The sequence below is a fragment of the Streptomyces sp. LUP30 genome, assembly GCF_001746365.1.
In the GTDB taxonomy this organism is placed as follows: Bacteria; Actinomycetota; Actinomycetes; order Streptomycetales; family Streptomycetaceae; genus Streptomyces.
The window spans coordinates 1-20,885 of sequence record NZ_MJAJ01000086.1; the positions used below are offsets into that span (position 1 = coordinate 1).

Here is a 20,885-nt window from a genome sequence, read left to right on the forward strand (position 1 = left end):
TGCTGCCGGGCCTGACGCCCACCGGCCACGACGCCTGGCGGGCCGGCCCGCTGGACCCGGAGGACGTCGCACACCTGCGCGCGGTCGCCGCCGCGCTCCCGGCCGAGGGCCACGCCGTGCCGCTCCCCGGCGCCGGAGCCCTCCGGCTGCCCCAGCCGGAGGCCCTGATGCGGTCCTTCCTGGACGCCGTCGCGGACACCCTGCCCCGCACCCCCGCCGCACCGCACGCCTGCGGAAGGCCCTTCGCCGACCGACGCCCCCAGCGCCTGCCCGACGCGCACGACTGGGCCGCCGAGGTCGCCGCCGGCATGGACGCGGGTGTGCGGATCTCGCTGCGCCTCGACCTGTCCGCGTACGACATGTTCGACGTCGGCGACGACAGCGGGCGCTCGCGCAGCGCGGGCGCGGCGATCGTCCAGGTGCACAGCCTCGCCGACCCCACCCTGGTGACCGACGCGGCGGCCCTGTGGGCGGGCGAGGCCGGCGCGGCCTTCGGGGCCCGCGCCCGCGTGGACGCGGCCCTCGCCGTACGCCGCGCGGCCCGCGTCTGGCCACCCCTCGCCCGCCTCGCCGAACAGGACGCGCCGGACGTCCTGGCCCTGTCCGAGGACGAGCTGAGCGACCTGCTCGGGGTGGCGGCGACCCGGCTCGCGGCGGCCGGGGTCGCCGTGCACTGGCCGAGGGACCTGGCGCAGGACCTCAGCGCGGCCGCCGTGGTGCGGCCGGCCCCCGGCTCGGCGACCGACGGCACGGGGTTCTTCGAGAGCGAGGACCTCCTGCAGTTCCGCTGGCAGCTGGCGCTCGGCGGCGATCCGCTCAGCGAGGCCGAGATGGACACCCTGGCGGAGGCCCACCGCCCGGTCGTCCGGCTCCGCGACCAGTGGGTCCTGGTGGACCCGGCGCTCGTGCGCAAGGCCCGCAAGCGCGAACTGGGCCTGCTGGACCCGGTGGACGCCCTGTCCGTCGCGCTCACCGGCACCGCGGAGGTCGACGGCGAGAGCGTCGAGGCCGTCCCCGTCGGCGCCCTGGCCGCCCTGCGCGACCGTCTCACCGCCGGCGTCCACCCCGCCGAGCCGCCCGCCGGCCTGCACGCCACGCTCCGCGACTACCAGCTGCGCGGTCTGGCCTGGCTAGACCTCATGACCTCCCTCGGCCTCGGCGGCTGCCTCGCCGACGACATGGGCCTCGGCAAGACGATCACCGTCATCGCCCTGCACCTGAAGCGGGCCCGTTCCGAGCCGACCCTGGTGGTCTGCCCGGCCTCCCTGCTGGGCAACTGGCAGCGCGAGATCAACCGCTTCGCCCCCGGCGTCCCCGTCCGCCGCTTCCACGGCCCCGACCGCAGCCTGGCGGATCTGCCGGGCGGCTTCGTCCTCACCACGTACGGCACGATGCGCTCGGCGGCCCCGGCCCTCGCGGGCCGCCCCTGGGGCATGGTCGTCGCGGACGAGGCCCAGCACGTGAAGAACCCCTACTCGGCGACCGCCAAGGCGCTGCGCACCATCGGGACCCCCGCGCGCGTGGCCCTGACGGGCACCCCCGTGGAGAACAACCTCTCCGAACTGTGGGCCCTGCTCGACTGGACGACCCCGGGGCTCCTCGGCCCGCTGAAGTCCTTCCGCGCCCGGCACGCGCGCGCGGTCGAGAACGGCGAGGACGACCAGGCGGTGGAGCGCCTCGCCCGTCTGGTGCGCCCGTTCCTCCTGCGCCGCAAGAAGTCCGACCCCGGCATCGTGCCCGAGCTGCCGCCCAAGACCGAGACGGACCACCCGGTGCCGCTCACCCGCGAACAGGCGGCGCTGTACGAGGCGGTCGTGCGCGAGTCCCTGCTGGCCATCGAGACGGCGGACGGCATCGCCCGGCGCGGCCTGGTGCTGAAGCTCCTGGGCGCGCTGAAGCAGATCTGCGACCACCCCGCGCTCTACCTCAAGGAGGCCGACGCCTCGACCGGCGACGCCCTGGCCGCCCGCTCCGGCAAACTCGCCCTGCTGGACGAACTGCTGGACACCCTCCTCGCGGAGGACGGCTCGGCACTCGTCTTCACGCAGTACGTCGGCATGGCCCGTCTGATCACCGCCCACCTCGCCGCCCGGGCGGTCCCGGTCGAACTGCTGCACGGCGGCACTCCGGTGCCGGAACGGGAACGGATGGTGGACCGCTTCCAGGACGGGGCGACGCCGGTCCTCGTCCTCTCCCTGAAGGCCGCCGGCACCGGACTCAACCTCACCCGCGCGGGCCACGTCGTCCACTTCGACCGCTGGTGGAACCCGGCGGTGGAGGAGCAGGCCACCGACCGCGCCTACCGCATCGGGCAGACCCAGCCGGTCCAGGTCCACCGTCTGATCACCGAGGGCACGGTCGAGGACCGCATCGCCGAGATGCTGCAGGCCAAGCGCGCTCTGGCCGACGCGATCCTCGGCTCCGGCGAGTCGGCCCTCACCGAGCTCACGGACCGTGAACTGTCCGACCTGGTCAGGCTGCGGAGGGAGGCGTGATGACGGAGCGGGAAGGCGAGCGACGCGAGACGCACCGGGCACCGGCCGACGCCGTCGACGACGAACCTGCCACCGACGCGACCGGCGGGGAAGGGACCGGCACGGGCGCGACCGGTGCGGGCGGGACGGGTGCGGGCGGGATCGGTGTGGACCACGGGCGACAGGAAGACGGGCCCAGCCCGGCCGACGAGGTGCGCCGTGCGCTGAGGGCGGCCCGTGAGCGCCGACAGGAGGGGCCGCCGAGTCGACCGCCCAAGCACCCGCAGCGGCAGTCGCAGCGGACACCGTCCACGATGGACGGTACGCCTGAACAGCCCCCGGGTCGGCAGGCGGAGCAGGCGTCCCACCGACCGGCCGGCAGGCCGTCGCCGGAGACCCCGGGGCCGCGCGCCGACCGGTCGCCCCGAGGTTCCGCGGTGAGCCCGGCCGACGCGGCCCGCGCGGCCCTGCGACGCACGCCGAGCACCCCAGCGGACCCGGTGACCTCGGCGACCTCGCAGGAGGCCTCGCGTCCGGCCGTCGACTCCCACGCCGAGACTCCCGCAGCGCCGCAGCACACCGCGCCGCAGCACACCGCGCAGCATCACACCGCACCGCGGCACACCGCACCGGAGGCGGACAGCCCGCCCGCCTCGCACGCCTCCTGCGACCCGCCCACCCCGCACGGGCCGCGCCCCGGGGACGTCGCCCGTGAGGCGCTGCGCGCGGCCCGCGCCCGGACTCGCCAGGAACCGGCCGGGACGGGGGAGCGCGCCCGGCGCGAGGGCGAGCGCAACACACCGGGAGATCGTCCCCGTTCTCGCCCTGAGCACCGACTCCCCGGAGACCGGCTCCAGAGCCGTGCCCCCGACCCGGTGGCGGGTGAACGCGCCCGGGCGGTAAGGGACTTGCTCGCGGGTGCGTTCCGGATGCCGACCGACGCGACGGCCGGTCCCGACTCCGCCACGGACCCTGCGGCCCCGGCGATCTCTTCGACCTCGGAGGAGCCTCCGCCTCCGGCCGCCGACGCGAACGCGTCCGCTAGGCCGACCGATGCGAACCCGTCGGCCCGCGCCGACGCAACGCCTGCGCCCTCCCCGGCCGACGCAACGCCTGAGTCCTCCCCGGCCGACGAAGAGAGCGCGGACGCCTCGGGCATCCGAACGAGCGCGGCCCGGCACGTCACCGAGCCGACCGGCGCCTCGGCGACCGCGCCTTCCCCGACCGCGGCTTCGTCGACCGCTGCTTCTCCGGCCGCCGCGGGAGGGGACCGCCCGACGGCCCGGGCCGTCGAGCCGTCCCGCGCGCCGCGCTCCATGGCCGCCCCCTCCCGGGACGGCGACCACCGCCGCACCTTCCCCCCGTTCCCTCCCCGCACCGGCGGTTCCTTCGCCGAGACCTGGTGGGGCAACGCCTGGGTCGCCGCGCTCGAAGAGGGCGCCCTGGACGTCAAGCGGCTGGCTCGCGGGCGCGGTTACGCCGAGCAGGGAAACGTGGACGCGATCACCGTCACCCCCGGACTGGTCCTGGCCTACGTGCAGGGCAGCCGTCCCCGCCCGTACCGGGTGCAGGTCCGGTTGCGCACCCTGGGAGGCGAGGACTGGGAACGCTTCCTGGACGCCGCCGTCGAACGCCCCGGTCACATCGCGGCGCTGCTCGACAGGGAGATGCCCGAGTCCCTCGCCGACTGCGGGGTGCCGCTGCTGCCCGGTCCCGGCGACCTCGAACCGCAGTGCAGTTGCCCCGACCGCGGTCACCCGTGCAAGCACGCGGCCGCCCTCTGCTACCAGACGGCGCGTCTCCTCGACGCGGACCCCTTCGTGCTGCTCCTGCTGCGCGGCCGGGGGGAACGGGAGGTGCTCGACGCGCTGTCCCGCCGTAACGCCGTCCGTGCGGCCCGGGCCGCCCAGGAGCAGGGACAGGAACAGCAACCGGAACTTCTGGCGGGCGTGCGGGCCGCGGAAGCCCTCGCCGAGCGCCGGCTCCCGCCCCTCCCCGCCCCGCTGCCCGTGCCGTCGCACCCCGAGCAGCCCCCGGCCTACCCGTCCGCCCCGCACGGCCCCGACTCCTTCGCGCTGGACCACCTCGCGACGGACGCGGCGGCCCGTGCGCACGCCCTGCTGGCCAGCGGCCACGACGAGATCGGGGAACTGACCCTCTGGCAGGACGCCGTACGGCTCGCCGCGTCCCGTCCCGGCTCCGGGCTCACCGCGGCCACCCGCTCCCTGTACGCCTCGCTCGCCTCCGCCGCCGGCCGCACCCCCTCCGAGCTGGCGCGCGCGGTGGCGGCCTGGCGGCAGGGCGGCCCTGACGGGCTGACGGTCCTGGAGGAGTCCTGGGATCCGCCGGCCGGCCGCTTCGACCGGGCCCGCCCGCTCCTCCTCGCCGCCGACCTCCCCGCCTTCCGCCCACGCCGCAACCACCTCACCCACCCGCGAGGCCACCTCCAGCTCCGCTACGGACAGGACGGTCTGTGGTACGCGTACGAGTCGGAACCGGGCCACGACGACTGGTGGCCCCGCGGCACCCCCGACGTCGACCCGGTGGGCGCGCTCACGGGACTGGGCGTCTCGGACGAACTCTGACCCGCACACCGCACACCGCGCACCGCGCATCGCGCACCTCCCGAGGGGCGGCGACAGCCCGGCACCCGACCAGGGCCCCTCGCCCGGCGCCGCCCGTCAGGGGCCTCCCGCGTGCAGAAGGGGCTCCTCCCGGCGGGAGGAGCCCCTTCTGCACGCGGGACGGGGGAGGGTCATTCCGTGCGCAGGCCCTCCGGGCGCATCATCCGCAGCAGCGGCGGCAGACTGAGCAGCGTGACCACGCCGACCACGGCCGCGCCCACACCGGTCATGGTCAGGACGCTCGCCCAGTCCATGGCCACCGGTGTACGGGTCATCTTCAGCAGCACCGAGCCGAGGGTGACACCCACCGTCGCGGCCAGCACCAGGCCGAGTCCGACCGGGAGGGCCGTCTGCCACAGCACCGACAGGCTCAGCGTGCGGCGCCGGGTGCCGAAGGCGACCAGCGCGGAGAGCAGGTTCCTGCGCTCGCGCAGCTGTTCCAGCTGGGAGACCAGCAGACTCGCGCCGATCAGCGCCAGCACGAACGCGGAGCCGACGAACAGGCCGGTGCGGATGGAGGCGTACTTGGCGTCCTCCTGGGTCGCCGACCAGCCGTAGGCCTGCGCCAGGGGGTCGATGCGGGCGACGGTGTTGCGTATGTACTCCCGTGAGTCCGGCACCGACGGGTCCAGACGCAGGTAGACCCCGGCCGAGTACAACGCGGGTGCGGCCGCGGCGGGCAGGGCGGCGGGGGTGACCAGCACACTGTTGGAGTCCCCCAGCGAGTCCTTGCGCGCGTCCACCACCCGCACGTTCGCCGGAACGGTCCAGGGCGCCTCGAGGCCGCGGTCGGCGGAGTCGCCGTACGAGGGGTCGATGTAGAGCCCCCGACCGGGCTTCACCAGGGCGATCTCCTCGGAGTTGTCGGGAGAGGCGTAGTGGCTCCTCGTCCGCGTGACGAACACGTCGCCGTCCTTGCAGGAGGGCAGCGTGGCCAGTTCACGCAGGGCGGTGCAGTTGCCCACCGTCAGGCCGTTGCTGTTCTTCGGGTCGCGACGCGCGTCCCCGTACGTCGCCATGGCCAGGGCCACCGCGGCCCGTACCCCCTTGGTGCCGGTGAACTCGCGCTCGACACCGGTCAGCGGTTTGCGGTCGCTGAAGTCGACCTGCATCTGGACCCGGCCGGGGTCCTTGCCGGTGGCCTTGGTGTACTGGCTCTGTGTTCCGGTGAACAGCATCTGCAGAGCGATGGCTCCGGCCACGGCGACGGCGATGCCGTTGACCATGCGGGCTGCGGTTCCGCTGCTCAGCTGCAGCCGTCGTACCGCGAGCTGCCAGGACAGCGCGCCCTTGCCGAGGCGGACGACGACTGCCTCCACGACCCAGGGGAGCAGCGCCGTGATGCCGATCAGCAGCAGCAGCACGCCGCCGATCACGAGGTACTGGTTGAAGTCGCCGTTCTCGCGGCCCTTGCCGATCAACGGGTAGAGCATCCCGAGGCCGCCCAGTGGCGGAAGCAGCCGCCACCACAGCCGGCGGCGGCGCTGCTTCGTCGCGCGCACGACACCGAGCGGTTCCACCACCACGCCGCGCATGGCGAGCAGTGTGACGAGGACGGCGGCGACCGGGATCGCCACCGCGACCAGCGCGGCGAGCGCGGGGGAGGGGTCGAGGTAGCTGGGCCAGACGCTCACGCCCAGCACCTCGGTGGAGCCCAGCACCTGACGGCCGATGAGGAAGAAGCCGGTGCCGATGACCAGGCCGAGCAGGGCTCCGGCGAGTGCCTCGCCCGCCGCGATCCGTCGGGTCATGCGGCTGTCCGAGCCGACCAGGCGCAACGCGGCCAGCCGGCGGTCGCGGCGCTCGCCGCCGAAGCGGACGGCGGCGGCGATGAACACGGCGACCGGGGTCAGCAGCAGCACGAACACGACCAGGATCATGAGCAGCAGCACCGGGTCGGTCTTCTCGGAAGCCGCGTCGGGTGTGTCCGCTTTGCCGTACCGGGTCAGCCGGTGCACCGGAGAGAGGTCCGTGGGTTTCAGCCCCGAGGCGCCCGCGTAGTAGGCCAGTTCGTGGGAGCCGATGAGTCCGCTCTCGCCGATCGTGCCGGTGATCTTGTAGGGCAGCCGCTCACGCAGCAGCTCGGCGCCGTCCGAGGCGAGCAGGTCCCTGAGCGCGGGGGAGACCACCATCTCGCCCTTGCCCGGGAAGCTGTCGACCCCCGGGGGCAGTGGCGCCCGCTTGCCCTCGGGCTCGACGATCCGGCCGCGCACGTCGTCGTCATGCCAGGTGGTGTCGGTGGAGGCGATCAGGAAGGTGTCGTCGGCCTTCGGCGGCGCCTTCTCGGAGTACAGGAACGTGTCGTCGAAGCGGGCCGCTTCCACCCTGTCGCGGGCGGCGAACACGTTGGGCAGGGCGGTGCACAGCAGGAGCAGTGCCACGCCGAGGCCGACGCCGACGCCGGTGAGCGTCATCCGGGCCCAGCCCTCGCGTCCGCCGGTGACGGCGAAGCGGGCTCCCATGAGCAGGTCCCTGGTCCACTGACGAGGACTCATACGGCGCGCTCCACATCGCGGGACTTGCCGTCGCGGACGACGACCTCGCGGTCGGAGTAGGCGGCCACGCGTGTCTCGTGGGTGACGAGGACGACGGCGGCGTCGGTCGAGCGGGCCGCTTCGGTCAGCAGTTCCATCACGCGTTCGCCGTTGGAGGAGTCGAGCGCGCCGGTGGGTTCGTCGGCGAACAGCACGCGCGGCCCGGTGACCAGCGCGCGGGCCACGGCGACGCGCTGGCCCTGACCGCCGGAGACCTCGCCGGGACGCTTGGTCTCGAGGTCGTCGACCTCCAGGCGCTCCATCCAGCGCAGCGCGGTCCGTTCGGCCTCCTTGCGGGAGGAGCCGTTCAGCCGCAGCGGCAGGGCGACGTTCTCCACGCAGGTCAGCTCGGGCACCAGCTGACCGAACTGGAACACGAACCCGAACTCGGAGCGGCGCAGTGCGCTGCGCTGGGCGTCGCTCATCGTCGACAGTTCACGCCCCTGGTAGGTGATCGACCCGGAGTCGGGCGGAACGATCCCCGCGAGGCAGTGCAGCAGCGTCGACTTGCCGGACCCGGAAGGGCCCATCACGGCGACGACCTCGCCGGGGTGGATGGAGAACTCGGCGCCGTCCAGCGCATGGGTCGGGCCGTAGGCCTTACGCAGGTCGTGCGCGGTGAGCAGGGAACCGGGGGGAGGAGTCGTCATCGGGTCACGGCCTCATGGAGTTTGTCGAGTCGSGCGGCGGTCAGTTCGAGCCAGCGCAGGTCGGCTTCGAGGTGGAACAGGGCGTGGTCGCAGATCAGCTGATCCGCCAGGTCGCCCTTGCGTTTGCGGTCGGTGAGGATCCGCATGCTGCGCAGATGCTCGGAGCGCTGGGTGTCGAGGATCTCGGCGGCGTCGCGCCGGGTGAGCAGGGCGAGGACGACCTTGGTGTACAGGGTCGACTGGAGGTACTCCTCCGGCTTCGCCGGGGTCGCCAGCCACCGCTCCACGTCGGTGACGCCGGCGTCGGTGATCGCGTAGCGCTTGCGTTCGGGACCGCCGCCCGTCTCGATCCCGTCGACCTCGACGAGTCCGTTCTTCAGCAGACGCGACATCGTCGAGTAGACCTGGCCGTAGTGCAGCGGCCGGTCGTGACCGAACGTGTCGTCGAAGGCCCGCTTGAGGTCGTAACCGTGGCGCGGGCCGGACTCCAGGAGCCCTAGAAGGGTGTGACCGATGGACATGACCCGCACTCTACACACTGTGTATACGCGACGTGTATACACAGTGTGTGTAGGTCGTGGCGGGACGTGCGACAGTGCAGGTGGGGGACCCGGGAATCCCGATCGTCACGGTACGGAAACAGGAAGCCCTGCGCGCGAACGTCACCCCGGCGACGGTCGCGGGCGGGGCCGTCCGAGCCGCCCGGGCCTTGCCGGTGACCGGTCGCCGCACGGGCCCGGATCCGCACGAAGCCCCACCGCGGCCAGGGCTTCGCCTTGTGAACACCCCGGCCTCGTCGACGTGGAGTCCCGGACGGCCGCTCGGCGCGCTCGGGGGCGCGGCCGCCGGCCCAGGCACGCGCGGCCACCGGGGCGAACCCGGCAGATCGCGGCCTAGCTCGGCCTGACGGCATGGGCTTTCGCCACCCGATCCGGCTGGAGGGCGGCTACGACCCCCGTGACGAACGGCTAGGGCCACGTGACGGGTGGCGCCGACCGCCCAAGCCGTACGGCAGCCGACGTACCGTCCCGACGCCGACGCGTAAACGTCGGAGAACTCATACGTAGATGTCCGAGAGTTCCGGCAGCCCCGGACGTGTCACGTCGGGCGGAGCAGGAGCCGCCCGTTCCCCCGGCCCGTGTGAGCTTTCGTGATACGTGAGAGGGTTTGGGGCGTGAGTGAGACACCGTCGAACACCCTGCAATACCGCTTTGACGGGCCGGAAGAGGCTCCCGTCCTGATCCTCGGGCCCTCGCTGGGAACCACCTGGCACATGTGGGACCGCCAGGTTCCCGAACTGGCCCAGCAGTGGCGGGTGTTCCGGTTCGACCTGCCCGGCCACGGCGGCGCCCCGGCCTACCCGGCGGGTTCGGTCGCCGATCTGGCCGCCCGGCTGCTCGCCACTCTCGACCGCCTCGGAGTGCAGCGCTTCGGCTACGCGGGCTGCGCGTTCGGCGGCGCGGTCGGCGTGGAGCTGGCCCTGAGGCACCCCGAACGCGTCGCCTCCCTCGCGCTGATCGCGGCCTCGCCGCGGTTCGGCACGGCCGACGAGTTCCGTCAGCGCGGTGTGATCGTGCGCACCAACGGCCTCGACCCCATCGCCCGCACCTCGCCCGACCGTTGGTTCACCAGCGGTTTCGCGGCCGCGCAGCCCGCGATCACCGAGTGGGCCGTGCAGATGGTGCGCACCACCGACCCCGGCTGCTACATCGCGGCCTGCGAGGCCCTGGCGGCGTTCGACGTACGGGCGGAGATCGGGCTCGTCGGCGCGCCGACCCTGGTCCTCGTCGGCTCGGACGACCAGGTCACCGGCCCCGCCGAGGCGCGCACCCTGGTGGCCGGCATCCCGGACGCCCGCCTCGCCGTCGTGCCCGGCGCCTCGCACCTGGTCCCGGTGGAGCAGCCGGCGGCCGTCACCGATCTGCTGGTCCGGCACTTCTCCACCGCCTGGCAGCCCGCCTACGACTCCGGCACAGGACAGACGGCGGTCCCCGGCATTCCCGTCAGAGCGCTGCCGAACCTGCCTCAGCAGTCCCAGCAGGTGCAGCAGCCTCCGCAGCCCCTGGCCGTCGCGGAGATCGCGCCGGCCCCGGTTCCGCAGCCGTCGCAGGTCCTGGGCCGCCCCGACCCCTACGACGCGGGGCTGAAGGTGCGCCGCGAGGTCCTCGGAGACGCCCACGTCGACCGGGCGCTGGCCCAGGCCGACGACTTCTCGGGCGACTTCCAGGAGTTCGTCACCCGCTACGCCTGGGGTGAGATCTGGGACCGCCCCGGCCTCGACCGGCGCTCCCGCTCCTGCGTCACGCTCACCGCGCTGGTCGCGGGCGGCCATCTGGAGGAGCTCGCCTTCCACACGCGGGCCGCGCTGCGCAACGGCCTCACCCCGGACGAGATCAAGGAGGTCCTGCTCCAGGCGGCCGTGTACTGCGGTGTGCCGGCGGCCAACAGCGCGTTCCGGGTGGCGCAGCAGGTCATCCGGGAGGAGACGACGCCCACCGAGTGAACGGCCGTCCCGGCTGCGGGGGCAGGATGGACCCATGAAGCTCACCAAGATGTCGCACGCCTGCGTCCGTCTCGAGAAGGACGGGCGCACCCTCGTCCTCGATCCGGGCGCTTTCAGCGAGCACGACGCGGCCCTCGACGCCGAGGCGATCCTGGTCACGCACGAGCACCTCGACCACTTCGACGAGAAGCGGCTGCGGACGGCGCTGGAGGCGGACCCGGCCGTCGAGGTCTGGACGCTGAGGTCCGTCGCGGAGAAGATCTCCGCCGCCTTCCCGGGCCGCGTGCACACGGTCGGCCACGGCGACACGTTCACCGCCGCGGGGTTCGACGTGCAGGTCCACGGCGAGCTGCACGCCGTCATCCACCCGGACATCCCGCGCATCACCAACGTCGGCTACCTCGTCGACGGCGGCCGCGTCTTCCACCCGGGCGACGCGCTGACGGTTCCCGACCGGGCCGTCGAGACGCTGATGCTGCCGGTGATGGCCCCCTGGAGCAAGATCTCCGAGGTCATCGACTACGTGCGCGAGGTGAAGCCGCAGCGCGCCTACGACATTCACGACGCCCTGCTCACCGACCTCGCCCGCCCGATCTACGACAACCAGATCGGCGCCCTCGGCGGCGCGGAGCACCTGCGGCTGGCGCCGGGGGAGAGCACGGCCCTGTGAGTGTCAGTGGGGCCCGGTAGGTTGTGAGGCATGCGCATCGCGACCTGGAACGTGAACTCGATCACCGCCCGCCTGCCGAGGCTTCTGGCCTGGCTGGAGAGCAGCGGCACCGATGTGCTGTGCCTGCAGGAGGCCAAGGTCGCCGATGAGCAGTTCCCGCGCGACCAGCTGCGCGAGCTGGGCTACGAGGCCGCGGTGCACGCCACCGGCCGGTGGAACGGCGTGGCGGTGATCTCCCGGGTGGGCGTCGAGGACGTCGTCAAGGGTCTGCCCGGCGACCCCGGATTCGACGGCGCGCCGGAGCCCCGGGCGATCTCGGCGACCTGTGGTCCGGTCCGCGTCTGGTCGGTGTACGTGCCCAACGGCCGCGAGGTCGACCACCCGCACTACGCCTACAAGCTGCAGTGGTTCGAGGCGCTCAGGGCGGCCGTCGCCGGGGACGCGGCGGGCGGCCGCCCGTTCGCGGTGCTGGGCGACTACAACGTGGCCCCGACGGACGACGACGTCTACGACGTGGCGGCCTTCGAGGGTTCCACGCATGTCACGCCGGCCGAGCGGGCCGCGCTGGCGTCCCTGAGGGAGGCCGGCCTGTCGGACGTCGTCCCGCGCCCCCTGAAGTACGAGCACCCGTTCACGTACTGGGACTACCGCCAGCTCTGCTTCCCCAAGAACCGCGGCATGCGCATCGACCTGGTGTACGGCAACGAGCCGTTCGCCAAGGCGGTCGAGGACGCCTACGTGGACCGTGAGGAGCGCAAGGGCAAGGGCGCCTCGGATCACGCGCCGGTCGTGGTCGACCTGGACGTCTAGGCGAGGGTCCCGGCCCGGCGTTCCGGCTCCGCGCGGCTGCCGGGCCGAGCGGCGAGCACGAGTTCGTGCCAGCGCGCCTGTGGTGCGCATGCCCGGGCCGGTGTCACGCTGGACTCATGAACATCCCTTTCCTGGGCAACAAGAGCAAGAAGCACCTGGCGGCGGTGCTGGCCGAGGACCCCGAGGGGATCGCCGAACTCCTCTCCGAATGCGAGGTGTTGCGTTCCCACGCGGCCCGCGAGGGGATCGGACTCGACGACAGCGCCGACTCGTTGGAGGCGTTGGACCAGCTCCCGCCGCGCTGGCGCGACGACGAGGAGGAGCTGCCCTGGTTCGGCCATGACGCGGGGCTCTATCTGGGGACCGTCGTCGTGCGCACGGTGCCCGGCGCCTCGTGGGTGATCAGGCCCGGCGGGGAGGCGGTCGTGCGGCTGACGTCCGGGCGGGAGATCGACGTGGTCGCGGCCGGGTCCGAGTGGGCCTCGACCGGGACCCCCGAACTGTCCCAGCTGTACGCCGAGGTGGCCGGGCGCTGAACCGCCTGCTGATAGGACGTCCATGACTGCGGTAAATACGGCTAATGGCCGCAAAATGCGTGTCGCTTCTTCACCTCGTCCTTATGCGGATAGTTTGCGGCGACCACGACACAGCTGAGAGTGAGTAGGGCTGCGCATGGCCGTCGATCCGTTGATCGAGCTGCGTGACGTCAACAAGTACTTCGGGGAGCTGCATGTCCTGCAGGACGTCTCCCTCACCGTCGGCAGGGGGGAGGTGGTCGTGGTGATCGGCCCTTCGGGGTCGGGCAAGTCGACGCTGTGCCGTGCGATCAACCGGCTGGAGCCCGTCGCGTCCGGCACGATCACGCTCGACGGGCAGCCGCTGCCCGAGGAGGGCAGAGACCTGGCGAGGCTGCGTTCCGAGGTCGGCATGGTCTTCCAGTCGTTCAACCTCTTCGCCCACAAGACGGTCCTGCAGAACATCTCGCTCGGGCAGGTGAAGGTCCGCCGGCGCAAGAAGGACGAGGCGGACCGGCGCTCGCGCGAACTGCTCGACCGTGTGGGCCTCGCCGACCAGGCCGACAAGTACCCGGCTCAGCTCTCCGGAGGCCAGCAGCAGCGCGTGGCGATCGCCCGCGCCCTCGCCATGGACCCCAAGGCGCTCCTCTTCGACGAGCCCACCTCGGCCCTCGACCCCGAGATGATCAACGAGGTGCTGGAGGTGATGCGGCAACTGGCCCGCGACGGCATGACCATGGTCGTCGTCACCCATGAGATGGGCTTCGCGCGCTCCGCCGCCAACCGGGTGCTCTTCATGGCCGACGGTCGCATCGTCGAGGACCGCACCCCCGAGGAGTTCTTCACCCACCCGCGCAGCGACCGCGCCAAGGACTTCCTCTCCAAGATCCTCAAGCACTGAATCCGGACGGCGGCAGCCACGGGGCGCGCCCGTCCCGGCAGCGGCCGGAGATCACTGCTCGCGCAGCGGGACCGACACGTACGACGGGTCGTCCGCCGGCGAGGAGAAGGTCAGCCGCGCGCCGGACGGGTTGTGCTCCATGTAGAGCGGGTCGACCGTGTCGACGACCAGGGCGAGCCGGTGTCCTGCCGGGACGTCGTAGGCCGTGGAGAACATCTCCAGGTCGAGACCGAACGGCTCGCCCGGGGTGCGCCCGTGGAAGGTGTACGGCGCGTTGTCGACCAGCTTGCCGAGGCCGAGCGGCCCCACGTCGTACAGATAGGCGACGAGGGTGCCGCTCTCCTCGGTCGGGGTGACGGTGGTGTGCAAGGTCGCGGCGCCCCGCACCCGTTGGGCCGTGGCGTACTTCGGCGACTGCCAGACCGCGGCCCAGCGGCGGGGAAGCAGGGGGATCGAGGCGACCGGAGGCAGCTGTGCGACCTGGTCGAGGATGCTGGAGAGGAACACGATCCCGCCGTCCGCGCCCGAGTCCACGTTCGTGTGGAGGGTGGTGTCGCCGGCGAGGGCGATCCTGCTGCGCGTCGCGCCCACCGACTTCCAGTCCGGGTACCCCTCGTACCCGCCCCCCGTACGGGACTTGAGGCGCACGGGCGCCTCGCGGTCGACGCCGTTGTCCTTGCCCTTGAGATAGTGGTCGAACCAGCGCTCGGTGTCCGTCCAGACGTCGTTGGGCAGCCCGAACAGGCCCGGGAGCTCGGCGGTCGCGTGGTCGCCGGGGCGGAACTCGAGCCGCTTCGGACCGGTCAGCTGCTCGTAGAAGGCGGCGGACTGCCGCGCCGGGAAGATGGTGTCGCCCCAGGATCCGGCGAGCAGCACCGCCGCGCCGTTCCGGTTGAGCTGGTCCGCATAGGTCGCGGGGGAACGTTTCTTCCCCCAGGCGACGAGGTCCTTCTCCTTCGTCAGGTCGCCGGAGTAGAAGGCCGAGAAGACCTCCCGGGACTCGGCGCTCTGCCGCCCGGCGACCGTGCCCACGGTGTCGAGCACGGCGGCCGCCTGGAGGTGCTGGGTGCGGCCCGAGTAGATCGAGTCGATGAGGTCGCCCCAGCCGCTGAGCGAGGCGACGGCTCGCACGCGCGGGTCGTGGGCGGCCGCCAGCAGACTGATCCCGGCGCCGTAGGAGACGCCGGCCATGCCGATGTGCCGGGCGTCGGCGGGGGTGTGGGCGAGGGCCCAGTCGACGACCTTGGAGGCGTCGGCCACGTCGCGCGGGCCCGCCACGTCGATCTCCCCGCCGGACTGCCAGAAGCCCCGCACGTTGTAACTGAGCACCACATAGCCCGAGTCGGCGAGCCGCTGTGCCTGGGCGAGGTACTCGACCTGGGGGAAGCCCCAGCTGGTCGGCAGCACGACGAGCGGGTAGCGGCGGACGCCGTCGGCGCCGGCCGGGGTGACGACGTTGGCCTTGAGGACGGTGCCGCCGTCCCCGGCGATGTCGACGTAGCGCACCTCGTTCGCGGCGGCGTGGGCCGCGGGCGCCAGGGCCAGCATCCCGCCGGCGACGAGAGAGGCGGAGACGGCGCCCGCGGCGGTCGTGCGCAGAGCCCTGCGGTGCTGTCCCACGATTCACTCCTCAACTTCCCGCGTCACAAAGTGACCCGACGGTAACCGCAAGGGCGACCGCGGGTAACCCGTCGGTAAGTTACGTGGGAGTAACGATTGTCGTCGCAGGCAGAGGGGCCTGCGCCGCACGCGTCACATCGTCGACCAGCTCGACCACGTCGGGGCCGTACGCCTGGGAGTTGATCACCTTCAGCAGCAGGACGAAGGACCCGCCGCCGTGTTTGCGCGCCAGCCGCTCGTGGTGGCGCACGAGATAGCGGGTGGCGGCCTGGTTGTTGATCGCGCGCTGGCCGCAGAACAGGAACACCGGCCGCCCGCCCCGCCGTTGTCCCGCGGTGAGCCGGGCCAGCAGGACGTACTCGGTGACGCCGGATTCCATCCGGTAGTGTTCGCCGCCGATCTGGAACGCCAGCCGGTCCGGGCCCGGTTCGCGGTCGGTGTTCACGCGTACTCCGGGCAGCATGGCCTGAAGGTGCGCCGCCATCCGCCGGTTCGACCCCGGCCCGCCCATGCAGAACTCCGTCCGCTCCCCGAACCCCTGCCGGGTCGCGTCCTGGGTGACCACCTCGGCGCCCGCCCCGCAGTCCTTGACGAGCGCGGCGAGTTCCAGCAGCGCGAACACGTCGTGCCGGTGCACGGAGAGGTCCGCGCTGCCCGCGTCGCGATTGACGACGAGGAGGCACTCGGAGTTCTCGGGCAGCCCGAAGAACGCCTGCTTGCGCCGGAGTTTGCGGCGCCACAGATAGGTCCGGGCGACCCAGCCGAGGGCGGCGCTGATGCCCGCCGCGATGACGCCCAGGGCGATGTTGCGCACGTCGTCGTTCATGGGCGCGCATGCTAGCGGGCGAGCAGGCGCGAGGCGTACCCGTGTTCGAGGTGTGGCAGTCGTATGACAGTGCCTCGAAGGAGTCTGTCGGGACCTCTCGAATGTGGTTACGCTGCGCGGACGGTCCCGGACTGGAGGTACGGATGCGTCGCCCTGTCGCGCGGAAACTGTCGGTCCTGGCGGTCTCGGCCGCCGTGGTCACGGTGAGGGCCGCCGCGCCGCCCACCGCCGCGCCACCCGCCGCACAGCGGACGGCGGTCGGGAAGACGCCGGTCGCCGTCGGCTACGGCGGCGCCGTGGCCAGCGTCGACGCGGACGCCACGGCCGCCGGCATCGAGGTGCTGAGGAAGGGCGGCAACGCCGTCGACGCGGCCGTCGCCACCGCCGCGGCCCTCGGCGTCACCGAGCCCTACTCCTCCGGCGTCGGCGGCGGCGGCTACTTCGTCTACTACGACGCCAAGTCCCGTACGGTGCACACCATCGACGGCCGCGAGACCGCCCCGCTGACCGCGGACTCCGGTCTCTTCCTGGAGAACGGCAAGCCGCTCGCCTTCGCGGACGCCGTCAGCAGCGGCCTCAGCGTCGGCACCCCCGGGACGCCCGCCACCTGGGCGACGGCGTTGAGCAGATGGGGCAGCGAACGGCTCGGCACCGTCCTGCGGCCCGCCGAGCGCATCGCCCGCGACGGCTTCACCGTCGACGACACCTTCCGCTCCCAGACCGCCGCCAACGAGGCCCGCTTCCGCGCCTTCCCGGACACGGCGAAGCTGTTCCTGCCCGGCGGCCGGCTGCCCGTCGTCGGCTCGACGTTCAAGAACCCCGATCTCGCCCGCACCTACAAGGAGTTGGGCGCCAAGGGCGTCGACGCGCTCTACCGCGGCGACCTCGGCGAGGACATCGTCTCCACGGTGAACCATCCGCCCGTGGACCCGGCCTCGGGCTGGAACGCCCGGCCCGGCGCACTGTCCGCGAAGGACCTCGCCGCCTACCGCGCCAAGCTCCAGGCGCCCACGAAGACGTCGTACCGCGGACTCGGCGTCTACTCCATCGCGCCCTCGTCCTCGGGCGGCACCACCGTCGGCGAGGCCCTCAACATCCTGGAGCGCACGAACCTGGCGAAGGCGAGCGAGACGCAGTACCTGCACCGCTACATCGAGGCCAGCCGGATCGCGTTCGCCGACCGAGGGCGCTGGGTCGGCGACCCCGCCTTCGAGGACGTCCCCACCCGGCAGCTGCTGTCGCAGGAGTACGCCGACTCACGTGCCTGCCTCATCAAGGACGACGCGGTGCTCACCAGCCCGCTGGCGCCCGGCGATCCGCGCCACCCGGCCGCCTGCGGCGCCGGTGGTACGGCGGCGCCGACGACGTACGAGGGCGAGAACACCACGCACCTCACCGTCGCCGACAAGTGGGGCGACGTCGTCTCCTACACGCTCACCATCGAGCAGACCGGCGGCAGCGGCATCACCGTGCCCGGCCGCGGCTTCCTGCTCAACAACGAGCTGACGGACTTCTCCTTCGCCCCGGCCAACCCGGCCGTCCACGACCCGAACCTGCCCGGCCCCGGCAAGCGGCCGCGCTCGTCGATCTCGCCCACCATCGTGCTCGACCGGCACGACAAGCCGGTGGTGGCGCTCGGTTCGCCCGGCGGCGCGACCATCATCACCACCGTGCTGCAGACCCTGACCGAGTTCCTCGACCGCGGGCTGCCGCTCGTCGACGCGATCGCCGCGCCGCGCGCCAGCCAGCGCAACGCCGCCCAGACGGAACTGGAGCCCGCGCTCTACGACGACACCAGCCCCGCAGGGCTGCGGGCGCGGCTGGAGGCCGTCGGGCACTCCTTCAAGCTGAACCCGGAGATCGGCGCGGCGACGGGTGTGCAGCGGCTGCCGAACGGCAAGTGGCTGGCCGCCGCCGAGACCGTACGGCGCGGCGGCGGTTCGGCCCAGGTGGTCCGCCCGGCGCCGTAGCGCTCAGAGTTCGGCGGCGGGGACGGGCGGCTGCGTGCGGAACGCGAGCCGCCCGTCCTCGACGTCCACCGAGACCCGGTCGCCCTCCGTGACCCGTCCGTCGAGCAGCAGCCGGGAGAGCCGGTTGTCGACCTCGCGCTGGATCGTGCGGCGCAACGGCCGCGCCCCGTACTCGGGTTGGTAGCCGCGCTCGGCGAGCCAGTCGACGGCGGCGTCGGTGAACTCGGCCGTGATGCCCCGCGCCTGCACCAGCAGACGCGTCCTGTCCAGCAACAGGTCGGTGATCCGGCGCAGTTGCTCGCCCGTGAGCTGCCGGAACACGACGATCTCGTCGATCCGGTTGAGGAACTCCGGCCGGAAGTGCTCGCGCAGCGGCCGCAGGATCTGCTCGCGGCGCGCCTCCTCGTCCGCGTCCGCCCCGCCCGGTCCGAAACCGATGCCCGCGCCTCGCCGGGTGATCGCCTCCGAGCCCAGGTTGCTGGTCATCACGATGACCGTGTTGGTGAAGTCGACCGTGCGGCCCTGGGAGTCGGTGAGCCGGCCGTCGTCGAGGACCTGCAGCAGGATGTTGAAGACGTCCGGGTGGGCCTTCTCCACCTCGTCCAGCAGGAGCAGCGAGTACGGGTGGCGGCGGACGGCCTCGGTGAGCTGCCCGGCCTCCTCGTGGCCGACATAACCGGGCGGGGCGCCCACCAGACGGCTGACGGTGTGCCGTTCCTGGTACTCGCTCATGTCGAGGCGGACCATCCGCTCCTCGCTCCCGAACAGGGACTCCGCGAGCGCACGGGCCAGTTCCGTCTTGCCGACGCCGGTCGGTCCGAGGAACAGGAAGCTGCCGATCGGCCGGTCCGGGCTGGCGAGCCCGGCGCGCGAGCGCAGCACCGCGTCCGCGACGACCCGAACGGCCTCCTCCTGGCCGACCACCCGGTCGTGCAGGTGCTCCTCCAGACCGAGCAGCCGGTCCTTCTCCTCCTGGGTCAGGCTGGCGACCGGGATGCCGGTCTGCCGGGACACGACCTGGGCGATCGCCTCCGCGGTGACCTCCAGGTCCCGGCCCTCGTCGACCGTGACCTCGCCGCTCGCCTGCGCGATGCTCCCCTGCAACTCCACGATCCGGTCGCGCAGCCGGGTGGCCTCCTCGTACTGTTCGTCAGCGACCGCCTGGTCCTTGTCGCGGACGAGCTGTTCCACCTCGCGCTCCATGGCCCGTACGTCGGTGCCCTTCGTGCGCGCGCCGAGCCGCACCCGGGCGCCGGCCTGGTCGATCAGGTCGATGGCCTTGTCGGGCAGACGGCGGTCGGTGAGATAGCGGTCGGACAGCTCCACCGCCGCGTCGAGCGCGCCGTCGGTGTAGCGGACCTGGTGGTGGGCCTCGTAACGGTCGCGCAGCCCGCGCAGGATCTCCAGCGCGTCCGCGACGGACGGCTCCGGCACGAGGATGGGCTGGAAACGGCGGGCGAGCGCCGCGTCCTTCTCGATCCGCCGGTACTCCTCCAGCGTCGTCGCGCCCACGATGTGCAGTTCGCCGCGGGCCAGCGCCGGCTTGAGGATGTTGCCGGCGTCCATCGAGCCGGCCTCGCCGCCTCCGCCCGCGCCGACGACCGTGTGCAGCTCGTCGATGAAGACGATCAGCCGGTCGGAGTGCGCACGGATCTCCTCGACGATGGTGTTCAGCCGCTCCTCGAAGTCGCCGCGGTAGCGGGTGCCCGCGACCACGCCGGTCAGGTCCAGGGCGACCACCCGCCGGGAGAGGAGGACGTCGGGCACGTCGCCCTCGGCGATCCGCTGGGCCAGCCCCTCCACGATGGCGGTCTTGCCGACGCCCGCGTCGCCGATCAGCACCGGGTTGTTCTTGCCGCGCCGCGAGAGGACCTCGATGGTCTGTTCGATCTCGTCGTCCCGGCCGATCACCGGGTCGATCCGGCCCTGACCGGCGAGCTCGGTGAGATCGCGCCCGTACTTGTCCAGGGTCGGCGTGCCGGTGGACTGCTGTCGGTCCGCGGCGCGGGCCGCCGTCGACGTGTCCGGGGGCTCGGGCGGCATGCCCGTGGAGGCGAAGCGGGCCGCGTTGAGGATGTGCCCGGCCGCGGAGTCCGGGTTCGAGGCGAGGGCGCTGAGCACGTGCTCCGGGCCGATGTGCCCCGCACCCCGGGAACGGGCCAGGTCGTGCGCGTCCAGCAGGGCGCGTTTGGCGGCCGGGGTCAGCGAAAGCGAGGTGGGCGGCGGCGCCTCGCCCGGTGGGTGCTGGGCCGGTCCCGACCGCTCGTCGATCTCCGTCGCCAGCGAGTCGGGGTCGGCGCCGGCCCGGCTGAGCAGGGTACGGGTCGGCTCCGCCGTCAGGGCCGAGCGCAGCAGGTGCTCGGTGTCCAGGTCCCTGCTGCCGTGCTCGGCGGCGTACTGGGCCGCGCCGCGGACGAGGTCTCTCGCGGGCTGGCTGAGCAGCCGGCCTATGTTGATCTGACGGGGGCCTGGGCGGGGCCCGCCGAAGAAGCGGGCCAGGAACTCGCCGTAGGGGTCTCCGTAGTCGCCGTAGCCCTCCGGGCCGGTGAAGCCGTTCGTCATGGCGTTCCGTTCCATGGACGTGCGATGCGGTGCCGGGCGCCCTCGGCTGGGGCGGACACACCCACCTTCGCACGGTCGCCCACGGTGGGCATGCGCAGAACGCCTCCCCGAATCGGTGACGCGCGGCGCAGACGGCCGCGGACCGCGGGGAGACCGCCGGGGCGGGCCCCCCGCGGTCCGGCAGAGCCCCACCCGGGACCGCGGCGACCCGCCGCCGCGGACCGCC

At 73.0% G+C, this 20,885-nt stretch carries 14 protein-coding genes; 8 read left to right on the forward strand and 6 right to left on the reverse strand.

Going from position 1 to position 20,885, the window contains the following annotated elements:
• A partial coding sequence (locus BG482_RS38550; protein WP_069773877.1) for a DEAD/DEAH box helicase occupies positions 1-2,495 on the forward strand: 2,495 nt, incomplete at its 5' end.
• Positions 2,496-2,911: 416 nt separating this feature from the next.
• Positions 2,912-5,059: an SWIM zinc finger family protein gene (locus BG482_RS38555; protein ID WP_069773890.1), complete on the forward strand. Its 2,148-nt coding sequence runs from the start codon at positions 2,912-2,914 to the stop codon at positions 5,057-5,059.
• Positions 5,060-5,229: 170 nt separating this feature from the next.
• On the opposite strand, the gene BG482_RS38560 is transcribed toward BG482_RS38555, so the two are convergent.
• Genes BG482_RS38560 through BG482_RS38570 form a run of 3 tightly spaced genes read right to left on the reverse strand, consistent with a single transcriptional unit; the run spans position 5,230 to position 8,803 of the window.
• Positions 5,230-7,593 (reverse strand): ABC transporter permease, encoded by a 2,364-nt coding sequence (locus BG482_RS38560; RefSeq protein ID WP_069773878.1) that lies wholly within the window; start codon positions 7,591-7,593, stop codon positions 5,230-5,232.
• Positions 7,590-8,282, reverse strand: a complete 693-nt coding sequence (locus BG482_RS38565; protein ID WP_069773879.1) for an ABC transporter ATP-binding protein — start codon at positions 8,280-8,282, stop codon at positions 7,590-7,592. The genes BG482_RS38560 and BG482_RS38565 overlap by 4 nt, the downstream gene beginning before the upstream one ends.
• Positions 8,279-8,803, reverse strand: coding sequence for a PadR family transcriptional regulator (locus BG482_RS38570; RefSeq protein WP_069773880.1), 525 nt, complete (start codon positions 8,801-8,803; stop codon positions 8,279-8,281). The genes BG482_RS38565 and BG482_RS38570 overlap by 4 nt, the downstream gene beginning before the upstream one ends.
• Before the next feature lie 653 nt (positions 8,804-9,456).
• On the opposite strand from BG482_RS38570, the gene pcaC reads away from it, so the two are divergent.
• The 5 genes from pcaC (at position 9,457) to BG482_RS38595 (ending at position 13,681) form a co-directional block, all read left to right on the forward strand.
• Positions 9,457-10,785: a 4-carboxymuconolactone decarboxylase gene (pcaC, locus tag BG482_RS38575; protein ID WP_069773881.1), complete on the forward strand. Its 1,329-nt coding sequence runs from the start codon at positions 9,457-9,459 to the stop codon at positions 10,783-10,785.
• Positions 10,786-10,819: 34 nt separating this feature from the next.
• Positions 10,820-11,455 carry an MBL fold metallo-hydrolase gene (locus BG482_RS38580; RefSeq protein ID WP_069773882.1) on the forward strand — a complete coding sequence of 212 codons (636 nt, stop codon included), beginning with the start codon at positions 10,820-10,822 and terminating at the stop codon, positions 11,453-11,455.
• A 30-nt stretch (positions 11,456-11,485) separates the two neighbouring features.
• Positions 11,486-12,265 carry an exodeoxyribonuclease III gene (locus BG482_RS38585; protein WP_069773883.1) on the forward strand — a complete coding sequence of 260 codons (780 nt, stop codon included), beginning with the start codon at positions 11,486-11,488 and terminating at the stop codon, positions 12,263-12,265.
• A gap of 116 nt (positions 12,266-12,381) precedes the next feature.
• Positions 12,382-12,801 (forward strand): DUF6278 family protein, encoded by a 420-nt coding sequence (locus BG482_RS38590; RefSeq protein ID WP_069773884.1) that lies wholly within the window; start codon positions 12,382-12,384, stop codon positions 12,799-12,801.
• A gap of 136 nt (positions 12,802-12,937) precedes the next feature.
• Positions 12,938-13,681 (forward strand): amino acid ABC transporter ATP-binding protein, encoded by a 744-nt coding sequence (locus BG482_RS38595; protein ID WP_069773885.1) that lies wholly within the window; start codon positions 12,938-12,940, stop codon positions 13,679-13,681.
• A gap of 51 nt (positions 13,682-13,732) precedes the next feature.
• Here the strand turns inward: BG482_RS38595 and BG482_RS38600 are convergent, their stop codons facing one another.
• Both BG482_RS38600 and BG482_RS38605 read right to left on the reverse strand, forming a co-directional pair.
• Positions 13,733-15,301, reverse strand: a complete 1,569-nt coding sequence (locus tag BG482_RS38600) for an alpha/beta fold hydrolase (RefSeq protein WP_069773886.1) — start codon at positions 15,299-15,301, stop codon at positions 13,733-13,735.
• 79 nt (positions 15,302-15,380) lie between these two features.
• A complete protein-coding gene (locus tag BG482_RS38605) occupies positions 15,381-16,127 on the reverse strand; it encodes a hypothetical protein (protein ID WP_069773887.1) in 747 nt (248 codons plus the stop codon).
• Positions 16,128-16,270: 143 nt separating this feature from the next.
• Between BG482_RS38605 and ggt the strand changes: the two genes are divergently transcribed.
• On the forward strand, positions 16,271-18,097 hold the full coding sequence (ggt, locus tag BG482_RS38610) for a gamma-glutamyltransferase (RefSeq protein ID WP_069773888.1): 1,827 nt from the start codon (positions 16,271-16,273) through the stop codon (positions 18,095-18,097).
• Positions 18,098-18,100: 3 nt separating this feature from the next.
• Here the strand turns inward: ggt and BG482_RS38615 are convergent, their stop codons facing one another.
• Positions 18,101-20,659: an ATP-dependent Clp protease ATP-binding subunit gene (locus BG482_RS38615; protein WP_069773889.1), complete on the reverse strand. Its 2,559-nt coding sequence runs from the start codon at positions 20,657-20,659 to the stop codon at positions 18,101-18,103.
• Between the last annotated feature and the right edge of the window lie 226 nt (positions 20,660-20,885).